At 68.3% G+C, this 18332-nt stretch carries 19 protein-coding genes; 7 read left to right on the top strand and 12 right to left on the bottom strand.

Features of this window, described 5'->3' with window-relative positions; genetic code table 11:
- From GTZ97_RS09060 to gspG, 7 genes are read right to left on the bottom strand one after another with little or no spacing between them, the layout of a single operon-like run.
- A complete protein-coding gene (locus GTZ97_RS09060) occupies nt 1-600 on the bottom strand; it encodes a hypothetical protein (protein WP_161650258.1) in 600 nt (199 codons plus the stop codon).
- Complete coding sequence (locus GTZ97_RS09065) at nt 597-1175, bottom strand: hypothetical protein (RefSeq protein WP_161650259.1); 579 nt, start codon at nt 1173-1175, stop codon at nt 597-599. Before GTZ97_RS09065 ends, GTZ97_RS09060 begins: the two co-directional genes overlap by 4 nt.
- Nucleotides 1172-1777: a hypothetical protein gene (locus GTZ97_RS09070; protein WP_161650260.1), complete on the bottom strand. Its 606-nt coding sequence runs from the start codon at nt 1775-1777 to the stop codon at nt 1172-1174. The genes GTZ97_RS09065 and GTZ97_RS09070 overlap by 4 nt, the downstream gene beginning before the upstream one ends.
- A complete protein-coding gene (locus GTZ97_RS09075; protein WP_161650261.1) occupies nt 1774-2361 on the bottom strand; it encodes a hypothetical protein in 588 nt (195 codons plus the stop codon). The genes GTZ97_RS09070 and GTZ97_RS09075 overlap by 4 nt, the downstream gene beginning before the upstream one ends.
- Before the next feature lie 3 nt (nt 2362-2364).
- Nucleotides 2365-3960 (bottom strand): GspE/PulE family protein, encoded by a 1596-nt coding sequence (locus tag GTZ97_RS09080; RefSeq protein ID WP_161650262.1) that lies wholly within the window; start codon nt 3958-3960, stop codon nt 2365-2367.
- Complete coding sequence (locus GTZ97_RS09085) at nt 3957-5078, bottom strand: type II secretion system F family protein (protein WP_161650263.1); 1122 nt, start codon at nt 5076-5078, stop codon at nt 3957-3959. Before GTZ97_RS09085 ends, GTZ97_RS09080 begins: the two co-directional genes overlap by 4 nt.
- Before the next feature lie 11 nt (nt 5079-5089).
- The gene (gspG, locus tag GTZ97_RS09090; RefSeq protein WP_161650264.1) at nt 5090-5518 is read right to left on the bottom strand and encodes a type II secretion system major pseudopilin GspG; all 429 of its coding nucleotides are present in this window, start codon (nt 5516-5518) and stop codon (nt 5090-5092) included.
- A 197-nt stretch (nt 5519-5715) separates the two neighbouring features.
- On the opposite strand from gspG, the gene GTZ97_RS09095 reads away from it, so the two are divergent.
- Together GTZ97_RS09095 and GTZ97_RS09100 are read left to right on the top strand one after the other, a co-directional pair.
- Nucleotides 5716-6909 carry a glycerophosphodiester phosphodiesterase gene (locus GTZ97_RS09095; protein ID WP_201748221.1) on the top strand — a complete coding sequence of 398 codons (1194 nt, stop codon included), beginning with the start codon at nt 5716-5718 and terminating at the stop codon, nt 6907-6909.
- A gap of 34 nt (nt 6910-6943) precedes the next feature.
- A complete protein-coding gene (locus tag GTZ97_RS09100; RefSeq protein WP_161650265.1) occupies nt 6944-7573 on the top strand; it encodes a YqiA/YcfP family alpha/beta fold hydrolase in 630 nt (209 codons plus the stop codon).
- Between the two features lie 75 nt (nt 7574-7648).
- Here GTZ97_RS09100 and GTZ97_RS16485 read toward each other — a convergent pair whose 3' ends face one another.
- Nucleotides 7649-7906: a PEP-CTERM sorting domain-containing protein gene (locus tag GTZ97_RS16485; RefSeq protein ID WP_201748222.1), complete on the bottom strand. Its 258-nt coding sequence runs from the start codon at nt 7904-7906 to the stop codon at nt 7649-7651.
- A 290-nt stretch (nt 7907-8196) separates the two neighbouring features.
- Between GTZ97_RS16485 and GTZ97_RS09110 the strand changes: the two genes are divergently transcribed.
- The 4 genes from GTZ97_RS09110 to GTZ97_RS09125 are packed head-to-tail and all read left to right on the top strand — an operon-like array spanning nt 8197 to nt 12867.
- Entirely contained in the window at nt 8197-10257 is a 2061-nt protein-coding gene (locus GTZ97_RS09110; RefSeq protein ID WP_161650266.1) for a ribonuclease catalytic domain-containing protein, read from the top strand.
- Between the two features lie 23 nt (nt 10258-10280).
- Nucleotides 10281-11189 carry an energy transducer TonB gene (locus GTZ97_RS09115; RefSeq protein ID WP_161650267.1) on the top strand — a complete coding sequence of 303 codons (909 nt, stop codon included), beginning with the start codon at nt 10281-10283 and terminating at the stop codon, nt 11187-11189.
- Nucleotides 11186-12064, top strand: coding sequence for a shikimate dehydrogenase (gene aroE, locus GTZ97_RS09120; RefSeq protein ID WP_161650268.1), 879 nt, complete (start codon nt 11186-11188; stop codon nt 12062-12064). The genes GTZ97_RS09115 and aroE overlap by 4 nt, the downstream gene beginning before the upstream one ends.
- A 2-nt stretch (nt 12065-12066) precedes the next feature.
- Nucleotides 12067-12867, top strand: a complete 801-nt coding sequence (locus GTZ97_RS09125; protein ID WP_161650269.1) for a transglycosylase domain-containing protein — start codon at nt 12067-12069, stop codon at nt 12865-12867.
- 42 nt (nt 12868-12909) lie between these two features.
- Here the strand turns inward: GTZ97_RS09125 and GTZ97_RS09130 are convergent, their stop codons facing one another.
- Both GTZ97_RS09130 and GTZ97_RS09135 read right to left on the bottom strand, forming a co-directional pair.
- Nucleotides 12910-13080 (bottom strand): rubredoxin, encoded by a 171-nt coding sequence (locus GTZ97_RS09130; RefSeq protein WP_201748223.1) that lies wholly within the window; start codon nt 13078-13080, stop codon nt 12910-12912.
- Nucleotides 13081-13130: 50 nt separating this feature from the next.
- Nucleotides 13131-14324 carry an alkane 1-monooxygenase gene (locus tag GTZ97_RS09135; RefSeq protein WP_161650270.1) on the bottom strand — a complete coding sequence of 398 codons (1194 nt, stop codon included), beginning with the start codon at nt 14322-14324 and terminating at the stop codon, nt 13131-13133.
- Nucleotides 14325-14536: 212 nt separating this feature from the next.
- On the opposite strand from GTZ97_RS09135, the gene GTZ97_RS09140 reads away from it, so the two are divergent.
- A complete protein-coding gene (locus tag GTZ97_RS09140) occupies nt 14537-15550 on the top strand; it encodes an AraC family transcriptional regulator (protein WP_161650271.1) in 1014 nt (337 codons plus the stop codon).
- 21 nt (nt 15551-15571) lie between these two features.
- Here the strand turns inward: GTZ97_RS09140 and GTZ97_RS09145 are convergent, their stop codons facing one another.
- A complete protein-coding gene (locus GTZ97_RS09145; RefSeq protein ID WP_161650272.1) occupies nt 15572-17092 on the bottom strand; it encodes a DEAD/DEAH box helicase in 1521 nt (506 codons plus the stop codon).
- Nucleotides 17093-17162: 70 nt separating this feature from the next.
- A complete protein-coding gene (locus GTZ97_RS09150) occupies nt 17163-18290 on the bottom strand; it encodes an aminoglycoside phosphotransferase family protein (protein WP_161650273.1) in 1128 nt (375 codons plus the stop codon).
- Nucleotides 18291-18332 lie beyond the last annotated feature (42 nt).

Here is an 18332-nt window from a genome sequence, read left to right on the forward strand (position 1 = left end):
TCATCTCATGGTCACCGACTGGCTTTGCGCCAGCGGCAGGTAAGTCAGCTGCAGGGCGCGCTCCTGGATGCGGTCGACCCGCCAGACGCCCTCGATCACATCGCCTTCACGCGCCACCCAGACGCCCTGGCTGCCTTGCAGCACGGCGCGGCGCGTGGGCGCCACGGCCTCGGACGGCGCCTCGTCATTGAAGCGACCCACCCACTGATGCGGAAAGCGTGGGGCCTGCGGCGGCCCCTCGGATGGCGCCACGCGACGGGCAGGCGCGGGTGGCGGTGGCGGTGGCTCAGCCGGCCCCCAGGCCAGCGACATGCGGCCGGCAGACGGAGGCGGCGAGGCCAGGCGTGCCTGCCAGGCCGCCAAGGCGGCATGCATCGCCGGGCCAAGGTCGGCAGGTGCGTCAACGGCCGTACCGCGGCCGGGTCCTTCGCTGCGCGTGACAGGCGCGGAGGCCCCATCGGGTGCGGTCGCCCCCCGCGCGCGTCCTGCGGCCGGCTCGGCCAGCAGCGCATCGCCGTCGTCGGCCGGCTCGCCCATCAGCGCCACCCCCACGGTGGCCAGCAGGGCCGCCCCCAGCAGCCACAACAAGCGGCGGTTCATCGCGCACCTCCAGGGGTGCGCCACCACAGCGAGACCTTGACCTGTGCCTTGAGCACGGGCTGGCTGGCGTCGGTGCGCTGCAACTCGATGGCGTCAATGCCCAGGCCGGGCACCGTCTGCAGCCGCGCCAGCCAGTCGCGCAACGCGGGATACTCAGCCTCGGCCGGGATGCTCACGCGCTGGCGCCACAGGCCACCAGCGGGCGAGGCCGGCACCCAGCTTTCCTGCTCGCCCTGCATCTGCAGGCCGGGTGTGCGCACGCCGGCCTGCTCGGCCGCCTGCCACAGCGCCCGCTGCAGCGCCATGCGCTCGCTGGCGTGCGGCAAAGCGTGCCACAAGGCCTGCCACGCTGCCTCGGCCGTGCGCGGCGCGGCCGTATCCGGCGATGACAGCGCGCTGGCTCGCGCGCGCAAGGTCACACGCAACGTGTCGGCCTCGGCCACCGCTGCCTCCGCCATGGCCTGCTGCTGTGGCACCCAGCCATGCTGCAGCCACAGCGCGGCCGCCAGCAAGGCCAGCCCCACCGCACCGGGCATGCCCAGTTGCTGCAACAGGCGCTTAACGCTGGCGCTCACAGCGGGCCTCCTGGCGCCGTCAACTGCACCCGCCAGATGTACTCGCCCCACCGGCCGGTCACCGGCTGCGGCAAGCGCTCGCGGCTGCGCAACTGCGCGCCTTCGCCCAGCGTGGCCGCCCACACCAGCGGCGAGGCATCGTCGTGCGCCAGCGCCTGCAAACGGAGCTCGGCCGACCCACCCGAGGCCGTGCCCATGGCCGTACCCAGATCGAGCGCCAGCGCGGTCAACAGCAGCTTTTGATCGGCCGCGGCGTGGTCGACCCGGTCCAGCGTGGTGAGCCAGTCATGCCCCAGCCACGACGCCAGTTGGCCAGCGCGACGCCAGCCCGCCGCATCCAGCGGGGGCGACACGGTCTTGGCCGACGATGCAGACGATGCGGCGGCAGCATCGGATCCGAGCGCCACGACCGGAGGCTGCCGCAAGGCCCGCTCCAAGCGAGTCACCTCGGCCTCGGCCTCGATGCGGGCCTGCTCGGCCTGGCGCGCCACGTCCGCCGCATGCACGCACACCGCCAGACCGACCACCGCCAGAGCCCACCCCCATACAGAGGCGCGTCGGCGTGGGCCCACCACGTCAAGTTCGTCCACCCAGGCGCTCATGCCGCCTCCCCAGGTTCAGACCAGACGTCGGCGAGCTGCCAGCGTCCGTCATGCCGCAACCAGTTCAGGTGAACCGACCAGCCCGGCTCGTTCAGCGTTTGTGTGAGCAGGGCGGCCTCGCCTGCATCCTGCGTTGCCGTGCCTTCAAGCCAGGCGGCCGCCTCGGGCGCCCACCAAGGGCCCATGCGATCGAGCCGCACGTGGTGGCGGCGCGCCAACGCCGTCACCCCCTCAACCAGCGCCTTGGGCATCGCCGTGCACACCTGGACGGCAGGCGCCCGCGCCTGGCGCACCACCCAGGCGGCCAGCAAGGCCTGTTCGTCGAGCTCATGCGCGGCCTGCCAGCGCTGCAAGGCCGCCTGCCAGCCCTCGGCTGCGGGCAAAGCCGGATCCACCGCCACCGCGTGCACCCAGCGGGCCGCCACCACCATCTCGCAGGCTGCACCGGCGTGGGCCGCCAGAAACGCGTCGGCATCGGCGAGCGCATCATCCAAAGTGGCGTGGCCCCAACCCAGGCGATACGCCAACGGCCGCCAATGGGTGGTCGCGCGACGGCGCAGCATGGTGGCGGTCATCAAGGGCATGGCTTACTCCACCAGCGTGACGCGGTTGAGCTCGTCGACCGAGGTCTCGCCCCGCAGCACGCACGCCAGCGCGGCATCGCGCAGCGCGCGGGTGCCATTGGCACGGGCATGCGCTTTGATCTGCGTGAGCGGCGCCCGGGCCACGATGAGGTCGCGCAGCGTGTCGTCCATCAGCAGGATCTCGGTGACGGCCTTGCGCCCGCGGTAGCCGGTACCACGGCAGCTGGGGCAGCCCACCGCCCGCATGTAGCGCCCCTTGGCGTCCAGCGGCAACTGGGCCTGTCGCAAGGCCGCCGGCGTCGGTTCCCACGGCGCAGCGCAGTGGCTGCACAGCCGGCGGATGAGGCGCTGCGCCACCACCCCGTTGATGGCCGACACCATGTTGTACAGGTCGACCCCCATGTGCATGAACCGACCCACCACATCGAACACGTTGTTGGCGTGGATCGTGGACAGCACCAGGTGGCCGGTCAGCGCGGCCTGTGAGGCGATCTGGGCGGTCTCCGCATCGCGGATCTCGCCGACCATCACCCGATCGGGGTCGTGACGCAGGATGCTGCGCAGGCCGCGCGCAAACGTCAGCCCCTTGCGGTCGTTGACCGGGATCTGAACCACGCCGGGCAGCTGGTACTCGACCGGGTCTTCGATGGTGATGATCTTGTCGGCGCCGTCGTTGATCTCCTGCACCACGGCATACAAGGTCGTCGTCTTGCCGCTGCCCGTGGGCCCCGTCACCAGCAGCATGCCGTAAGGCTTGCGCGCCAGGCGCCGCACGGTGTCGGCATCGTCCGCGTCCAGCCCCAGGCCTTCCAGGCTCAAGGCCTGCGCATCGGCGGCCAGGCGGCTGCGATCCAGGATGCGCAGCACCGCATCTTCACCAAAGCTGCTGGGCATGATGGAGACACGGAAGTCCACATCGCGTACCGGTGCGTCGGCTGCGGGCTGCACGCGCAGCTTGAAGCGCCCGTCCTGCGGCAGGCGCCGCTCGCCGATGTCAAGCTCGGCCATGACTTTCAGGCGCGACACCAGCTGCTCGGCCGCCTCGCGCGAACCGACCTCGCCCACCGCCTGCATCACCCCGTCCAGCCGGTGGCGGATGACCATGCCGCTGGCGGTGCTCTCCAGGTGTAGGTCGCTGGCCTGCGCCTTCAGCGCATCGAACAAGGTGGCATCCAGCAGCTTGACCACAGGGCTGCTGCTGCGGTTGAGCGTGTCGACCGACAGTGCCTGCAACTCACTCGCACCGCCCGCGGCCGCGTCTGTCTCGCCCCACTGCGTGGCCAGCGTGTCGCGCGCCGCAAACGCCTGCTCGCCTTGAGCCAGCAGCGCCGTCAGCGCCTCGGCCGTCACCCGCACCCACTGCACCGGCTGCCCCACGGCGCGCCCCACAGCCTCTCGCACCACGCCATCGACCGCGCCATGTTCCTGCCCGTCATACCAGGCCTGCCACCGGCCATCGGCCTCGCGTCCCACCACCACACGCAGCCGCAGCGCGCGGGCCAGCGGCCACACCGTCCAGTCGGGTTGCAAGCTCGCGGGCAAGACCTCGGCCTGCACAGGGGTCAGGCACCGTGCCACGTCGTTGAGCATCGCACTCATTGAATCTGCTCCGCCACCTGAAAGATGGGCAAATACATCAACACCACGATGCCGCCGATCACCACGCCCATCACCAGCATCAGCACGGGGTTGACCACCTTGCCGACCCACTCGGTGAAGCGCGCCAGTTCGTCGTCATAGAACTGCGCGGCGCGCTCCAGCATGGGCCCCAACTCGCCCGTCTGCTCGCCCACACGCACCATGCGCACCGATACCGGCGTACTCAGCCCTTCGAGTTGCAGCGCATCCGACAGGCGCTGCCCCTCGCCCACACGGGCGGTGGCGCGGCTGAGCGCCGGGCGCAGCAGGGCCCCCATCAGCTCGGCGGCCGAGTGCAAGGCCGGCACCACCGGCACACCGGCCTGCAGCAACAGGCCCAGCGTGCGGTACAGCGAGGCCAGCTCCAGCAGCCGCAGGCGCTCGCCCACCACGGGCATGCGCCACAGCTGCGCGGCCAGCGCCGCACGCACCGCTGGCGCCCGCGCCACCGCCACGGCCACCGCGATCAGGGCCACGACACCCACCAGCGCCATCAGCGGATGCTCGCCCAGCGTGCGCCCCACCTTCAGCAACACCGCCGACATCCAAGGCAGCTCGCTGCCCATGTCTTCGTAGATCTGCGCAAACCGGGGCACGACAAACACCGTCAGGAACAGCACCACCAGGCTGCTGGCACCAATCAGGATCACCGGATAAATGGCCGCCCCCACCAGCTTGCTGCGCAGGCCCTCCAGCCAATGCAGATAAGCGGCGTGCTGACGCAGCGCCTGCGCCAGATGGCCGGTGCGCTGCGCCGCCTCGATCGAAGCCACCAGCAAGCTGGTGAAGGCCTGGGGCTGTGCCCGCATGGCCTGGGCCAGCGTCTGCCCTTCCGACAAGGCCAGGTTCAGCGCCGCCAGCACACGCACCGTCGCCTCAGACGACTCCTTTTCGCGCAGCGTCTGCAAGGCCTCGTACAGCGGGATGCCCGCATCCAGCAACACAGCCAGCTCCTGGCAGAACAGGCGCCGCGGAAAGGCGCCGCCGCCCTGCCGTGCGCGCGCCGGCGCCAGGCCGGGCCAGCCTGATGTGGCGGTCTGGGCCGCCGCCAAGCGGCGCGAAGAAGCCAAGGGGTCCATGACGCGCGCGCTCACCAGTTCGTGACGTCAGCGTTCTCGCCTTCGCCACCTTCGCGCCCATCCTTGCCCAGCGAGAACAGGTCGTACTCGCCATGCTGCCCTGGCATGCGGTAGACGTAGTCGCGGCCCCAGGGATCTTTGGGCGGCGCCTTGCGCAAGTACGGGCCCCACCAGCGGGTCTCATCGGCCGGCTTGTTCCACAGGGCGTCCAGGCCTTGCTCGGCACTGGGGTAGCGGCCCGTGTCCAGGCGGTACTGATCGAGCGCCTTGCCCAGCGCATCGAGCTGGGCCGCCGCGGTCTTGGCTTCGGACTTGCCGATCTGCTTGAAGAACTGCGGGCCCACATAGCCCGCCAGCAGACCGATGATCACCAACACCACCAGCAGCTCCAGCAGGGTGAAACCCTGCGCCTTGGCTCGGGGCGTTTGACTCACGAACATCACAGATCCTTCCGGCATCGCCAACGGCCTGGCGACATGACGGGCGTGATCCTATTGGCGCATCGCTGACAGCTTTGTGACAAGCTCGGTCACCCGCGCGATCACGTCTGGGCCGATCGATTCAGCGAACGCGCCATCGTCCCGTCATGCGAGAAGGCCACGATCCAGGGCATCATCACCCACACATGGAGCCCGACATGCACGCCCTACGATCCATCGCCGTTGCCGCCACCCTGATGGCCGCTGCACTGAGCTGCCTCACCAGCCCTGCGCTGGCTGGCGACAAGCCCACGGCCAGCGCCGCGCAGCGCGCGCCCATCGTGATCGCCCACCGCGGCGCCAGCGGTTACGTGCCGGAGCACACGCTGGCCGCTTACTGGCTGGCCATCGAGCAAGGCGCCGACTACGTCGAGCCCGATCTGGTAATGACCAAGGACGGCATCCTGGTGGCGCGCCACGAGAATGCGATTGCCATCCTGAACGCCGACGGCTCGGTGCGCGAAGCCACGACCGATGTGGCCGAGCGGCCCGAGTTTGCCGACCGCAAGACCACCAAGCTGATCGACGGAACCCCCATCACGGGCTGGTTCACCGAAGACTTCACGCTCGCCGAGCTCAAGACCCTGCGCGCACGCGAGCGCATCCCGCAGCTGCGCAGCGCCAACACCCGCTTCGACAACATGTTCGAGGTGCCCACCATGGAAGAGGTGCTGCAACTCGTGGAGCAGGCCAACCTGCGCCGCCGGCAGGCCGCCTTCGCCGATGGTGGTCTCAAGGCGCTCAAGCGCGTCAAGCCCATTGGCGTGTATCCCGAAACCAAGCACCCGAGCTACTTCGACGGCATCAACCTGTCGATGGAAGAACCGCTGGTGCGCCTGCTGCACCGCTACGGTTACCGCGGTCGCGATGCAGCCGTCTACATCCAGTCGTTCGAGGTGGCCAACCTCAAGGACCTGTCGCGCATGACACGTCTGCCGCTGGTGCAGCTCATCAGCGCCTCGGGCAAGCCGTATGACTTCGTGGTCAGCGGCGACCCCCGCACCTATGCCGACCTCGCCACCGCCGCGGGCCTGAAAGACATTGCCCGCTATGCGCAGGGCGTGGGCGCCAACACCAGCGTGATGATCCCGCTGTCAGGCGGCCGCCTGGGCACGCCGACCCGCTTCGTGGCCGATGCCCATGCCGCCGGCCTGATCGTCCACGGCTGGACGTTCCGCGCCGAGAACGCCTTCTTGCCCAACGAGTTCGACAGCAGCGCGAACCCGGCCGATCTGGGCGACATGGCGGGCCAGATCAAGGCCTTCCTGGACCTGGGCATGGACGGCTTCTTCACCGACCACCCGCACCTGGGTCGCCTGGCACGTGATGCATTCGTGACCGCACCGCGCTGACCGTGTCGCGGCCAGAGCAGGTTACGCTTGTGGGATGTCTGCCATCACCCACCTGCTCTACCTGCACGGCTTTCGCTCGTCGCCCCGTTCGTTCAAGGCGCAGATGATCGCGCAGCAGGTCGAACGCTGGCGCAGCCAGGGGCACACGCTTACCTGGCTGTGCCCGCAGCTGCCCCCCTCACCGACCGAGGCCGTCCAGCAGGTGCTGGCGGCCACGGCCGACTGGCCGCGCGACCAGATGGCCATCATGGGTTCGTCACTGGGCGGGTTCTACGCCACCGTGCTGGGCGAGCGCCTGGGCTGCCGGGTGGCAGTGATCAACCCGGCGGTTGCGCCCGCGCGTGACCTCGCCCGTTACATCGGCGAGCAGACCAGCTTTCACAACCCGGAAGACCGCTTTTTCTTCCGGCCCGAGTTCGTGCCGGCCTTCGCCGCGCTCTCGCCTTACCCGATCACGCAGCCCGACCGCTACTGGGCGCTGGTGGCCAAGGGCGACGAGGTGCTGGACTGGCAGGAGATGGTGGCCCATTACCCGGGCAGCGCGCTGACCGTGCTACCCGGAAGCGACCATGCGGTGAGCGACTTCGCCGCGCACCTACCTGCCTTGACGAACTGGCTGGGCCTGCCGCCCACTGACCCTGTCACGGGCGCCAGCCAGCCATGAAAAAAGGCCCCGAGGGGCCTGAACGCGCAGCAGACGCTGCGCCGGATCCGGACGCACCCGTCGGGTGCCCCATGATCACTTCTTGTTGCGGCGACGCAGGGCTACGGCACCCACGACCGCCACACCGGCCACCAGCATGGCGATGGTGTCGGCCTCGGGCACGGCGGTCACGCTCTTGAATGCGGCGTTGGGGTTGGCGTTGAGCAGCGCGTTGTCGTTGGCGTGGATGGACGACATCAGGCTACCTTGAGCAGGACCCTTGCCCTGGCCATTGTTGGCAAGAACGGCGCTGGACGACACGGCAAGCACGATGGCAGCGATAGCAAACTTCATGGCAGAACTTCCTCAGAGCGGTGATTGAAGGCCCCACCGGTGCCGTGCACTTGCGCGGTCGGCTGGCTGTGATGGGTTGGATTGTTGCCCAGACACGCGGCCCCACGCTCCCCCTGCCTGAAGGGGTGGCGGACTCAAAACCGCGACAAGTTCACGGTTTTAGCGGCCCCTATCACATCGCGAAAGCACCGATGGCGCGTGGGACGGTCGAACGCACGACCGGGCGCCCTGCGGCGGGTCGAGCCAAAGTGGGACAATCGCGGCCTGACGACCCGAGAGACCCCTTGTTCATGTACGCCCTATTCGACGATGCCGGCAAATTTCAGGCTGGCCGCGTGATGTCCGAAGCCGACAGCTCCATGCAGGTCGAGCTCGACAGCGGCAAGCGCGTGAAGGTGAAAGCCGCCAACGTGCTGATCCGCTTTGCCAAGCCGGCCCCGGCCGACTTGCTGGCCCAGGGCGCGGCCCAGGCCACCGGCATCGATGTGGACCTGGTCTGGGAGGTCGCCCCCGAAGACGAGTTCGGCTTTGATGATCTGGCGCGCGAGTATTTCAGCGACTCGGCCGATGCCGTGCAACAGGCCGCGATGTTGATGTGCCTGTTCGAGCACCCGCAATACTTCCATCGTCGCGGCAAGGGCCGCTTCCGCAAGGCGCCGGAAGACATCCTCAAACAGGCGTTGGCCGCCATCGAGCGCAAGAAACAGCAGGCGCTGCAGATCGCAGAATGGGCTCAGGCCCTGGCCGAGGGGGCCTGCCCGGCACCGATCAAGGAACAGCTCTACAAGATCCTGTTCAAACCCGACAAGAACGGCCCCGAGTACAAGGCCGTGGTGGAGGCCGCCAAGCTGGCCCAGCGCGCCCCGCTGGACCTGCTCAAAGCCGCGGGCGCCATCGACAGCCCCTATCAGTTCCACTTCAAGCGCTTCCTGTTCGAGCACTTCCCCAAGGGCAGTGGCTTCCCGGCCCTCGACGCGCCGCCCGTCAAGGACGAACTCCCGCTGGCCGCCGTGCAGGCCTTCTCGATCGACGACTCGATGACCACCGAGATCGACGACGCGCTGTCGATCCAGGGGCTGGGCACTGGCACGGTCACCTTCGGCATCCACATCGCGGCGCCCGGCCTGGCCATTACCCCTGCCACCCCGCTGGATGCGCTGGCGCGCGGCCGCATGTCGACCGTCTACATGCCGGGCCACAAGATCACGATGCTGCCCGACGAGGTGGTGCAGGCCTACACGCTGATCGAGGGCCGCGACTGCCCGGCCGTGTCGTTGTATGTGACGCTGGACGAGGCGACGCTGGCCGTGACCGGCAGCGAGACCCGGCTGGAGCGCGTGCCCATCGTGGCCAACCTGCGCCACGACAAGCTCGACACCGTCATCACCGATGCCACGCTCAGCGGTGAGGCGCCGGCCGACTACCCCTTTGCCAGCGAGCTGGCCTTCTGCTTCCGCCTGGCGCGCCACCTCAAGGCGCAGCGCGAGGTGGTGCGCGGCAAACCCGAGAACTTCAACCGGCCGGATTACAGCTTCAAGCTCATCGGCGCCAATGGCGAAAACACGATGAGCGATGGCGTCGAGCCCGATGGCACCGAACAGGTGGTGATCGGCACGCGTCAGCGCGGCTCGGCGCTCGACCTCATCGTGGCCGAAGCCATGATTCTGGCCAACAGCACCTGGGGCGGCTGGCTGGCCGAGCTGGGCGTGCCCGGCATTTACCGCAGCCAGGCCAGCCTGGCGCCCGGCATCAAGGTGCGCATGGGCACCAAGCCGCTGCCGCATGCGGGCATGGGCGTGGCGCAGTACACCTGGGCCACCTCGCCACTGCGCCGTTATGTCGACCTGGTGAACCAGTGGCAGATCATCGCCTGCGCCCGTCATGGCCGCACCGCCGCGCTGGCCGCACCCTTCAAGCCCAAGGACGCTGAGCTGTTTGCCGTCATCTCGAACTTCGACGCGGCCTACAGCGCCTACAACGGCTTCCAGTCCAGCATGGAGCGTTACTGGACGCTGAAGTACCTGGGCCAGCAGGGCCTGAGCGAACTCGACTGCGCCGTGATGGTCAATGGCTTGGTGCGCGCCGAGACGCTGCCCCTGGTCTTCAAGGCCATCGGGGCTGACGGCCTGCCGCGCCACACCCGCGTGCGCGTGCGCATCACCGGGGTCGACGAGCTGACGCTGGACGTGCATGCCAGCGTCGTCGCCCGTCTCGACGACGCCACGGCCGAGGGTGAGACCGAAGGCGACGAAGACGACGCCGTGCTGGACAATGCAGGGCCCTTGACCCTGGCCATCGACGTCAACGACGCCGATGCGCCTGCCGAGGGCAACCAGGCCGCTGCGGCCTGATCCTCACTGCCTCGCCAACCAGGATGCTGCAACGCCTTCGTTCGATCTGGAACCAGCTCAGCCTGCTGCAGGTCTGTCTGACCGTGTCGGCTGCGCTCCACATTGCGCTGTTCAGCTTCCGATTTGTCGACCCCGAGGGCTTCAACCGCACCTTCAAGGACACGCCGCTGGAGGTGATCCTGGTGAACGCCGGCAGCGAGACGCCCCCCGAGAAAGCCCAGGCCCTGGCCCAGCTGAATCTGGCGGGCGGCGGCGATGCCACCGACCAGCGGCGCGCCACCACGCCGCTGCCGCCCAGCGCCGAAGTGGAGCTGGGCGACGCGCTGGCCGACACGGCGCGCGCCATCGAGCGCATGCAGCGCGAGCAACAGGCCTTGCTGGCGCAATTGCGTCAGGAGCTGGCGGCCCTGCCCGCGCCCGAACCCACGCCCCGCAGCGACTCCCCCGTGGCCCAGGCCGAGGAAGAGCGTCGCAAGCAACTCTCGAAGATGCTGGCCGAGATCGAACGCCGCATTCAGGAAGAGAACTCGCGCCCCAAAAAGCGCTACCTGAGCCCGGCCACGCTGCGCTCGGCCGACGCGCTGTATTACAGCCATTTCCGCAACTTGGTCGAACGGGCGGGCACCGACAACTTCCCGAGCGCCAATGGGCAGAAGCTGTATGGTGAACTGATCATGGAAGTCTGGCTGGATCGCCAGGGCCGCGTGGTCGAGGCCGTGGTCCTGCAGAGCTCGGGCAACCCGCTGCTGGACAAGCGCGCGCAGGCCATCGCCAGGAAGGCCGGGCCGTTCGGTGTCGTGCCCACCGAGGTGCTGGCCGGCCGCGACCTGTTGCTGATTTCTTCGCGCTTCCGTTTCACCCGCGAAGCCGGCATGCAGGCGCAGACCATGGCCTCGCCCACCCAGCCGGCTGCGCCATCCCAAGCCCCATGACTGCTGCCATGACCGCTGACATGACAGACCGTTACGCCGTGGCCGGCAACCCCGTGGCCCACAGCCGCTCGCCAGCCATCCACGCGATGTTTGCACAACAGACCCACCAGGCGGTGGACTACGGCCGGCTGCTCTGCCCGCTCGACAGCTTCACAGCCACCCTGCGCGCCTTTGCCGACGGCGGTGCCAAGGGCGCCAATGTGACGGTGCCGTTCAAGTTCGAGGCGTTTGCACTGGCCGCACGGCGCACCCCGCGCGCCGAACTGGCCCAGGCCGCCAACACGCTGCGCTTTGACGCCGAGGCCGACGGCGGCTGGCTGGCCGACAACACCGATGGCGTCGGCCTGGTGCGCGACATCACCGTCAACGCCGGCGTGCCGCTGGCAGGCCAGCGCGTGCTGCTGTTGGGCGCAGGTGGCGCCAGCGCGGGCGTACTCGGCCCGCTGATCGAGGCCCGCCCTTCGGAGGTCGTGCTGGCCAACCGCACGGTCGACAAGGCCGAAGCCATCGTGGCCCGTCACCGCCAGTGGGCGGCCGACCATGGTGTGGTGCTGCGCGCCGCTGGGCTCGATGCGCCCGGCGAAGCATTCGACGTGCTCATCAACGGCACGGCCGCCAGCCTGGCAGGTGGCGGCGTGCCCGTGGGTCCGCAAACCCTGCGCACCGGCGGTCTGGCGCTGGACATGATGTATGGCCCGGCCGCTCGGCCCTTCCTGGACTGGGCCCGCGCCCACGGGGCCCAGGCGCGTGATGGCCTGGGCATGCTGGTCGAACAGGCCGCCGAGAGCTTCGCGCTGTGGCGCGGCGTGCGCCCCGACACGGCTCCGGTGCTGGCCGCGCTGCGCGCCGAGGTCGACGCCGCGCAGGCGCATTGACGATGCTGCTCACAATCTGGCGGATCACCGTGCTGCTGCTGCTCAGTGGTCTGAGCCTGCAGTTGTTCTTTGCCGCGCGCATCGCGCTGATGAACGTGCTCGACCCAAGCTCTACCAGCTTTCAGCGCAGCGAATTCGTGCGCATCCTGGTGGCCAATGGACGGGTGCCCTGGAGCCAGCAATGGGTTCCAGGTAGCGAGATCAACAACAGCCTGCGCCGTGCCGTGATCGCCTCGGAAGACGCCAACTTTGTCGATCACAACGGCGTGGAGTGGGATGCGCTGGAGAATGCCTGGCGCAAGAACATGGCCGCCAAAGCCCGGGCAGAGAAACGACAAGCTGAAGCGCTGGCACGCCACCAGCGTGCCGTGGAACGGGCCCGCAAGCGCGGCCGCCCGGAGCCGCCACCGCCGGATCTCGCGCAAGCCAACGCCAAGGTGATCGGCGGCTCGACCATCACGCAGCAACTGGCCAAGAACCTGTTCCTCAGCAGCGAGCGCAACTTCCTGCGCAAGGGCCAGGAGTTCGCCATCACCTTCATGCTCGAAGGCCTGTTGACCAAGGACCGCATCCTCGACATCTACCTCAACAACGTCGAGTGGGGCGAAGGCGTATTCGGGGCGCAGGCGGCGGCGCGCCACTACTTCCGCGTCGATGCGGCCCGGTTGAACAACATGCAGGCGGCCCGGCTGGCGGTGATGCTACCCGCGCCCAAGCGCTTCGAGCAGTCGCCACGGTCACCTTACCTCAACGGGCGCGCGGCCACGATTGCGGCGCGGATGGGCGCGGTCGAGCTGCCGTGACTTGCTCCGCCTGACGCAGCCCGTGATCTGGGCTCAAACTGCTCAGGCTGCTTCAGCGACGGGCTCGAAGTCGACCTTGTCGCGCACCGCGCACCCGGGGCAGGCCCAGTCATCTGGGATCTGCTGCCACAGGGTGCCGGCAGGAAAGCCTTCGTGAGGCTCGCCCACCGCTTCGTCGTACACGTGATCGCAGTTGGGACAGCGGTATTTCATGATACGTCTCCTCGGTACCGTCTCATCAGGTGATCACGGCGCGGGCCGACTCAGGCCCGGCCCTCGCGCACATCCGCGGCAAAGGCGGCGTACTTCTGCATCAGCGCCTCACGCTTGCCCGGGGCGTACTGGATGCGGGTCATGTCGCCCTTGTAGTGGCGGATCACACGCTTGTTCATCATCGCAAACCACAGCGGCGACAGATAGGCGACGGTGATCATGCCGGCGTAGCCAGAGGGCAGTTGCGGGCTGTCTTCGAAGTGGCGCAGGGCCTGGTACTTGCGGGTGGGGTTGGCGTGGTGGTCGCTGTGGCGCTGCAGGTGGTACAGGAACAGATTGGTCACAATGTGGTTGCTGTTCCACGAGTGCTCGGGCATGCAACGCTCATAGCGGCCGTCGGCGTTCTTGCGGCGCAGCAGGCCATAGTGCTCCAGGTAGTTCACCACTTCGAGCAGCGAGAAGCCATAGATGGCCTGGATGACCAGGAAGGGCAGCGCAGCCCAGCCAAAGGCAGCCAGCAGCACGGCGAACAACACGACCGACATCGCCCACGACTGAAGGTTTTCGTTCTCCCAGCTCCAGGCCGATTTGCCCAGGCGCTTGAGGCGCTCGGCTTCCAGGTGCCACGCCGAGCGGACACTGCCGATCACCGTGCGGGGCAGGAAAGCCCAGAACGACTCGCCAAAGCGAGAGGTGGCGGGATCCTCCGGCGTGGCCACGTTCTTGTGGTGGCCGCGGTTGTGCTCGACATAGAAGTGGCCGTAGAAGGTGGGTGCCAGCGAGATGCGGGCCAGCCAGCGCTCAAGCTTGGGCTTCTTGTGACCCAGTTCGTGTGCCGTATTGATGGCCACCCCGTTGACCATGCCCACGCTGAGCGCCAGGCCGATCAGGTGGTACCAGGGCAGGTCGGCCGTCACGGCCAGATAGGCCCCCAGCGCCGTCACAGCGATCTGCAGCGGCACGAAGGCATACAGCACCCAGCTGTAGTAGCGATCGTCTTCGAGCGCCTGAAGCGCACCTTCGGGCGGATTGGCCGTGTCTTCACCGAAGACCCAGTCCAGCGTCGGCAGGATCACGTGTACGAGGGCCACGACAAACCACAGCGTCCAGACGGCCTGGGTCTGCCAGAAGCCCACCAGCATGCCGATGCCGATGAGCGGCACCGCGGGGCCAAAGAGCCACAGATAACGTTTGGGATCGGTCCACCGCTGGGCGGACGCGGAGGTGAGGCTGGCGTTTGACATGTTGGTCTTGCTCCTGATCAATGGCGCCAGTGTGCGGACGCACCGCCCGCGCCGGAAGCCGCGCGCAACCGACTGACTATCGCGATCCGCCGGGCCGCGATCCGGGCTAACCCGAGGTCCGTCAAACCTGTCACGGATCCGGCGTTTCGCACCAGCTCTCCGGCTTTCTGCCGGGTGCACAAGGCTGGCCTTGCGTGGCATGCTGCGGCAACATGGACACCCTCAGCCTGATCTTGGACGACATGCACTTCGACGGCGTGGTCTTCGCCTCGACATGCAACACGGCCCCATGGGCCTGGTCACTGGCCACGCCGGGGTTGGCCAGCTTCCACATGATCACCAGCGGTCAGGCCTGGCTGATGCGCGACGATGCCGAGCCAGTGCTGATCCAGACGGGCGACCTGGTGGTGCTGCCGGCCGGCACGCCCCACCGCATTCAGGACAAGCCTCAGTCGCTGGCCACAGCGGACGACCTGCTGCCAATGATGACGCAGTTCGAACTGGCGCCCAGCGCCCGGGGCGGCGGTGGCCAGGCCTGTCACCTGATCAGCGGCCATGCCCGTTTCGACAAGGTCATGGCAGCCCCGCTGGTGGCCGCCCTGCCCCCCTTGATGCACGTGCGCGGCCTGGGCGAAGCGCCCCCGCTGTGGCTGGCCATCGGGCTGCAGTTTCTGGCGCAAGAGGTGGCCGCACCGCGGCCGGCCCAGCAGGCCATCATCAACCGGCTCGGCGACATCCTGTTCATGGAGTGCATCCGCGACCATGTGGAATCACTGCCGGCAGGCTCGGGCAACTGGTTGGCTGCGCTCAAGGACCGGGCCCTGTCATCCGCGCTGGCGCAGATGCACCGCGACCCGCGACGGGCCTGGACGGTGCCCGAACTGGCCCAGCACGCATGCCTGTCACGCTCGGCGTTTGCCGATCGCTTCACGCAGGCCTTGGGCGAACCGCCGCTGACCTACCTGACACGCCACCGCATGCGCCTGGCTGCGCGGCATCTGATGAGTTCCGGCCTGCCTGTGGCGCGAATTGCCGATCAGGTGGGTTATGCGTCGGAGGCGGCCTTCAGTCAGGCGTTCAAACGAGCCTACGGTGTCTCGCCTTCGAGCTGGCGTCATCAACAGACCCAATCAGCCCAAGTGGCCAGCAATGGCCCGTTGGCGGGCGACGCCTCGCCCGATGAGGTCAGGACGCCGGTCAGCGGTCTGGTGCGCGCGATGGCGTGACGCCGCGCGCGCTGAGGCGGATCACCGCCGGGCCGTGCCCGTGCCGCCCAACAGGGCCGCAACCTTGCGCTTGGGCTTGATGAAGCGCGACAGCCCGCCGCCGGCGCCTGCTGCGGCCGTGGTGGCAGCTGAGGCTTCCTTTTGCTCCCAGGCCGGATCGGCCGACAGGTCGGGCTCGTAAGGCTGGTCGAACAAGGGATCGGCCGGCACCGAGCGGCGAACAGGCGGGCGCGTAGCCTCGCGCGCGGGGCGCGCATCGTCGCTGTGACGCTCGCGGCGGTAGCTTTCGCGACCACCACCGGCTTCGCTGCGGCCACCGCGCGACTCGCCACGGCCGAAGCGGCCCTCCAGCGCGAAGGTCTCGACGTCGGGGGTCTTCTTGATGAGCTTTTCGATGTCGGCCATCAGCCTCGCATCGGCGCCCGTGACGAGCGAAACCGCCAGACCCGACGCGCCGGCCCGGCCCGTGCGGCCGATGCGGTGCACATAGTCTTCAGCGTTGAACGGGATGTCATAGTTGAACACCGCCGGCAGCGCCGCGATGTCGATGCCGCGCGCGGCCACGTCGGTGGCCACCAGCAGGTCCATCTCGCCAGCCTTGAAAGCGGCCAGGGCCTTGAGGCGCTCGTCTTGGGATTTGTCGCCGTGCAGGGCGGCCGTTCTCAGGCCGTCCCGCTCAAAGGCACGGGCCAGGCGGCTGGCACCCAGCTTGGAATTCACGAACACGATGCACTGACGGATCTCGCGGTCGCGGATGATCTGACGGATCACCGCACGCTTGTCGTCTTCGTCGACCTTGTAGAAGCGCTGCTCGACGTTGGTGGCGGTCTGGTTCGGGCGGGCCACCTCGACCAGCACCGGGTCTTGCAGGTAGCTTTGCGCCAGCTTCTTGATCTCGGGCGAGAACGTGGCCGAGAACAGCAGGGTCTGACGGGTCTTGGGCAGATAGCTGAGGATGCGCTGCAGATCCGGCAGGAAGCCGATGTCAAGCATGCGATCGGCCTCGTCGAGCACCACGTACTCGACCTGCGACAGGTTGCAGTTCTTGGCCTCAATGTGGTCGATCAGGCGGCCCGGGGTGGCAATCAGCACCTCGACGCCGGCTTTGAGCTCGACCGTCTGCTCTTTCATGTTCATGCCGCCAAACACCACGGCCGAACGCAGGTTGGACTTGCTGGCGTAGGTCTTGACGTTGTCGGCCACCTGGATGGCCAGTTCGCGCGTGGGGGCCAGCACGATGGCACGCACCGGGTGGCGCGCCGGCGACATGCTGGCGTTCTCGTGCTTCATCATCTTCTGAAGCAGCGGGATGGAAAAGGCGGCCGTCTTGCCCGTGCCCGTTTGCGCGGCGCCCATGACGTCGCGCCCGGCCAGAACCAGGGGAATCGCCTTGGCCTGGATGGGCGTCATCGTCGGGTAGGCGATGGCCGCGAGGATCTTGGGATCCAGCGGCAAGGTGTCGAAACGCGCGGGGGCTTCGGGCGCCGGGGCCACATCGGCGCCGGCTGCGGCATCAGCCGCCAGAGAGATCGGATCGTTCATTAGAGCCGCATTATCCTCCGGTTGCTGCTTTTTTGCGCAAAATCCGTCGCCGCCCCTCGTTGATGCGGGCTCAGAACGTGTATCCGACCTGGGTCTGCACCCCGCCGTGGGCCGCCTCGGCCGCCTCCAGCAGGCGCGCAAGCGGGCCCAGCCCCTGGTAGCGGCTGGCCACGCGATGGGCGTAGGTCCACACGCGGGGGATGTCGTCCAGGTACTGCCGCTTGCCGTCGCGCAGCGCCAGGCGGGCAAAAATGCCCAGCACCTTCAGGTGGCGCTGCAGACCCATCCACTCGAAGTCGCGCCAGAAATCCCCGAAATCGTCGGCCACGGGCAGGCCAGCCTTGCGCGCCTTCTCCCAAAACCGCACGGCGTAGTCGATCTGCACGTCTTCGTCCCACATCACGTAGGCGTCGCGCAGCAGCGAGACCAGGTCATAGGTGACCGGTCCGTACACCGCGTCCTGGAAGTCGATCACGCCCGGGCGGGCCGCCGGGTCGGCCGGGTCGGCCATCAGGTTGCGTGAGTGGTAGTCACGGTGCACCAGCACGCGCGGCTGCGCCAGCACCTGCGCCTTGATCAGCCCGAAGGTCTGCACCAGCATCTTCTGGGCAGGCTCATCCAGCGTGAGGCCGCGCAACTGGGTCAGGTACCACTGGGGCAGCAGGTCCAATTCGCGCTGCAGCAACGCGTCGTCGTACGGCGGCAGCCCCGCGCCGTCCACCTGCTGGATGCGCACCAGTTCATCCAGCGCCGCCAGGTAACGCGCCCGATTGCCGGCGTCGTGCGGCTGATCGGGCAGCAAGGTGGACAGCAGCGTGCGCGTGCCCAGATCGGACAGCAGCATGAAGCCCTGGGCCTCGTCCCATTCCAGGATCTCGGGGACGGCGACGCCACCTTGCGCCAGCAGCTGGCCAACGGCCACGAAGGGCCGGCAATCCTCTTTGTCGGGCGGGGCGTCCATGATGATGAGCGAGCCGGTGACGGACTGCACCCGAAAGTAGCGGCGGAAGCTGGCGTCGGCGCTGGCTGACGTAACGGTGTCGGGCTGCAGGCCATGGCGGGCGCTCAGGCCGGCCAACCAGGCAGCAAAGGCCTCGCGTCGAGCCGGATCGGCCCAGGTGATGGCGGCGCCGGCCGCGGCAGCAGCAGGGGCGGAAGCAGAAGGAGCGAAATCGGCCACGTTGTGCGGGAGGGACATGGAATAATGCGCCGATTTTAGGCACGGTCGGCTGGCGCAGGC

Source organism: Aquabacterium fontiphilum, from assembly GCF_009909205.1.
Taxonomy (GTDB): domain Bacteria; phylum Pseudomonadota; class Gammaproteobacteria; order Burkholderiales; family Burkholderiaceae_C; genus Aquabacterium; species Aquabacterium fontiphilum.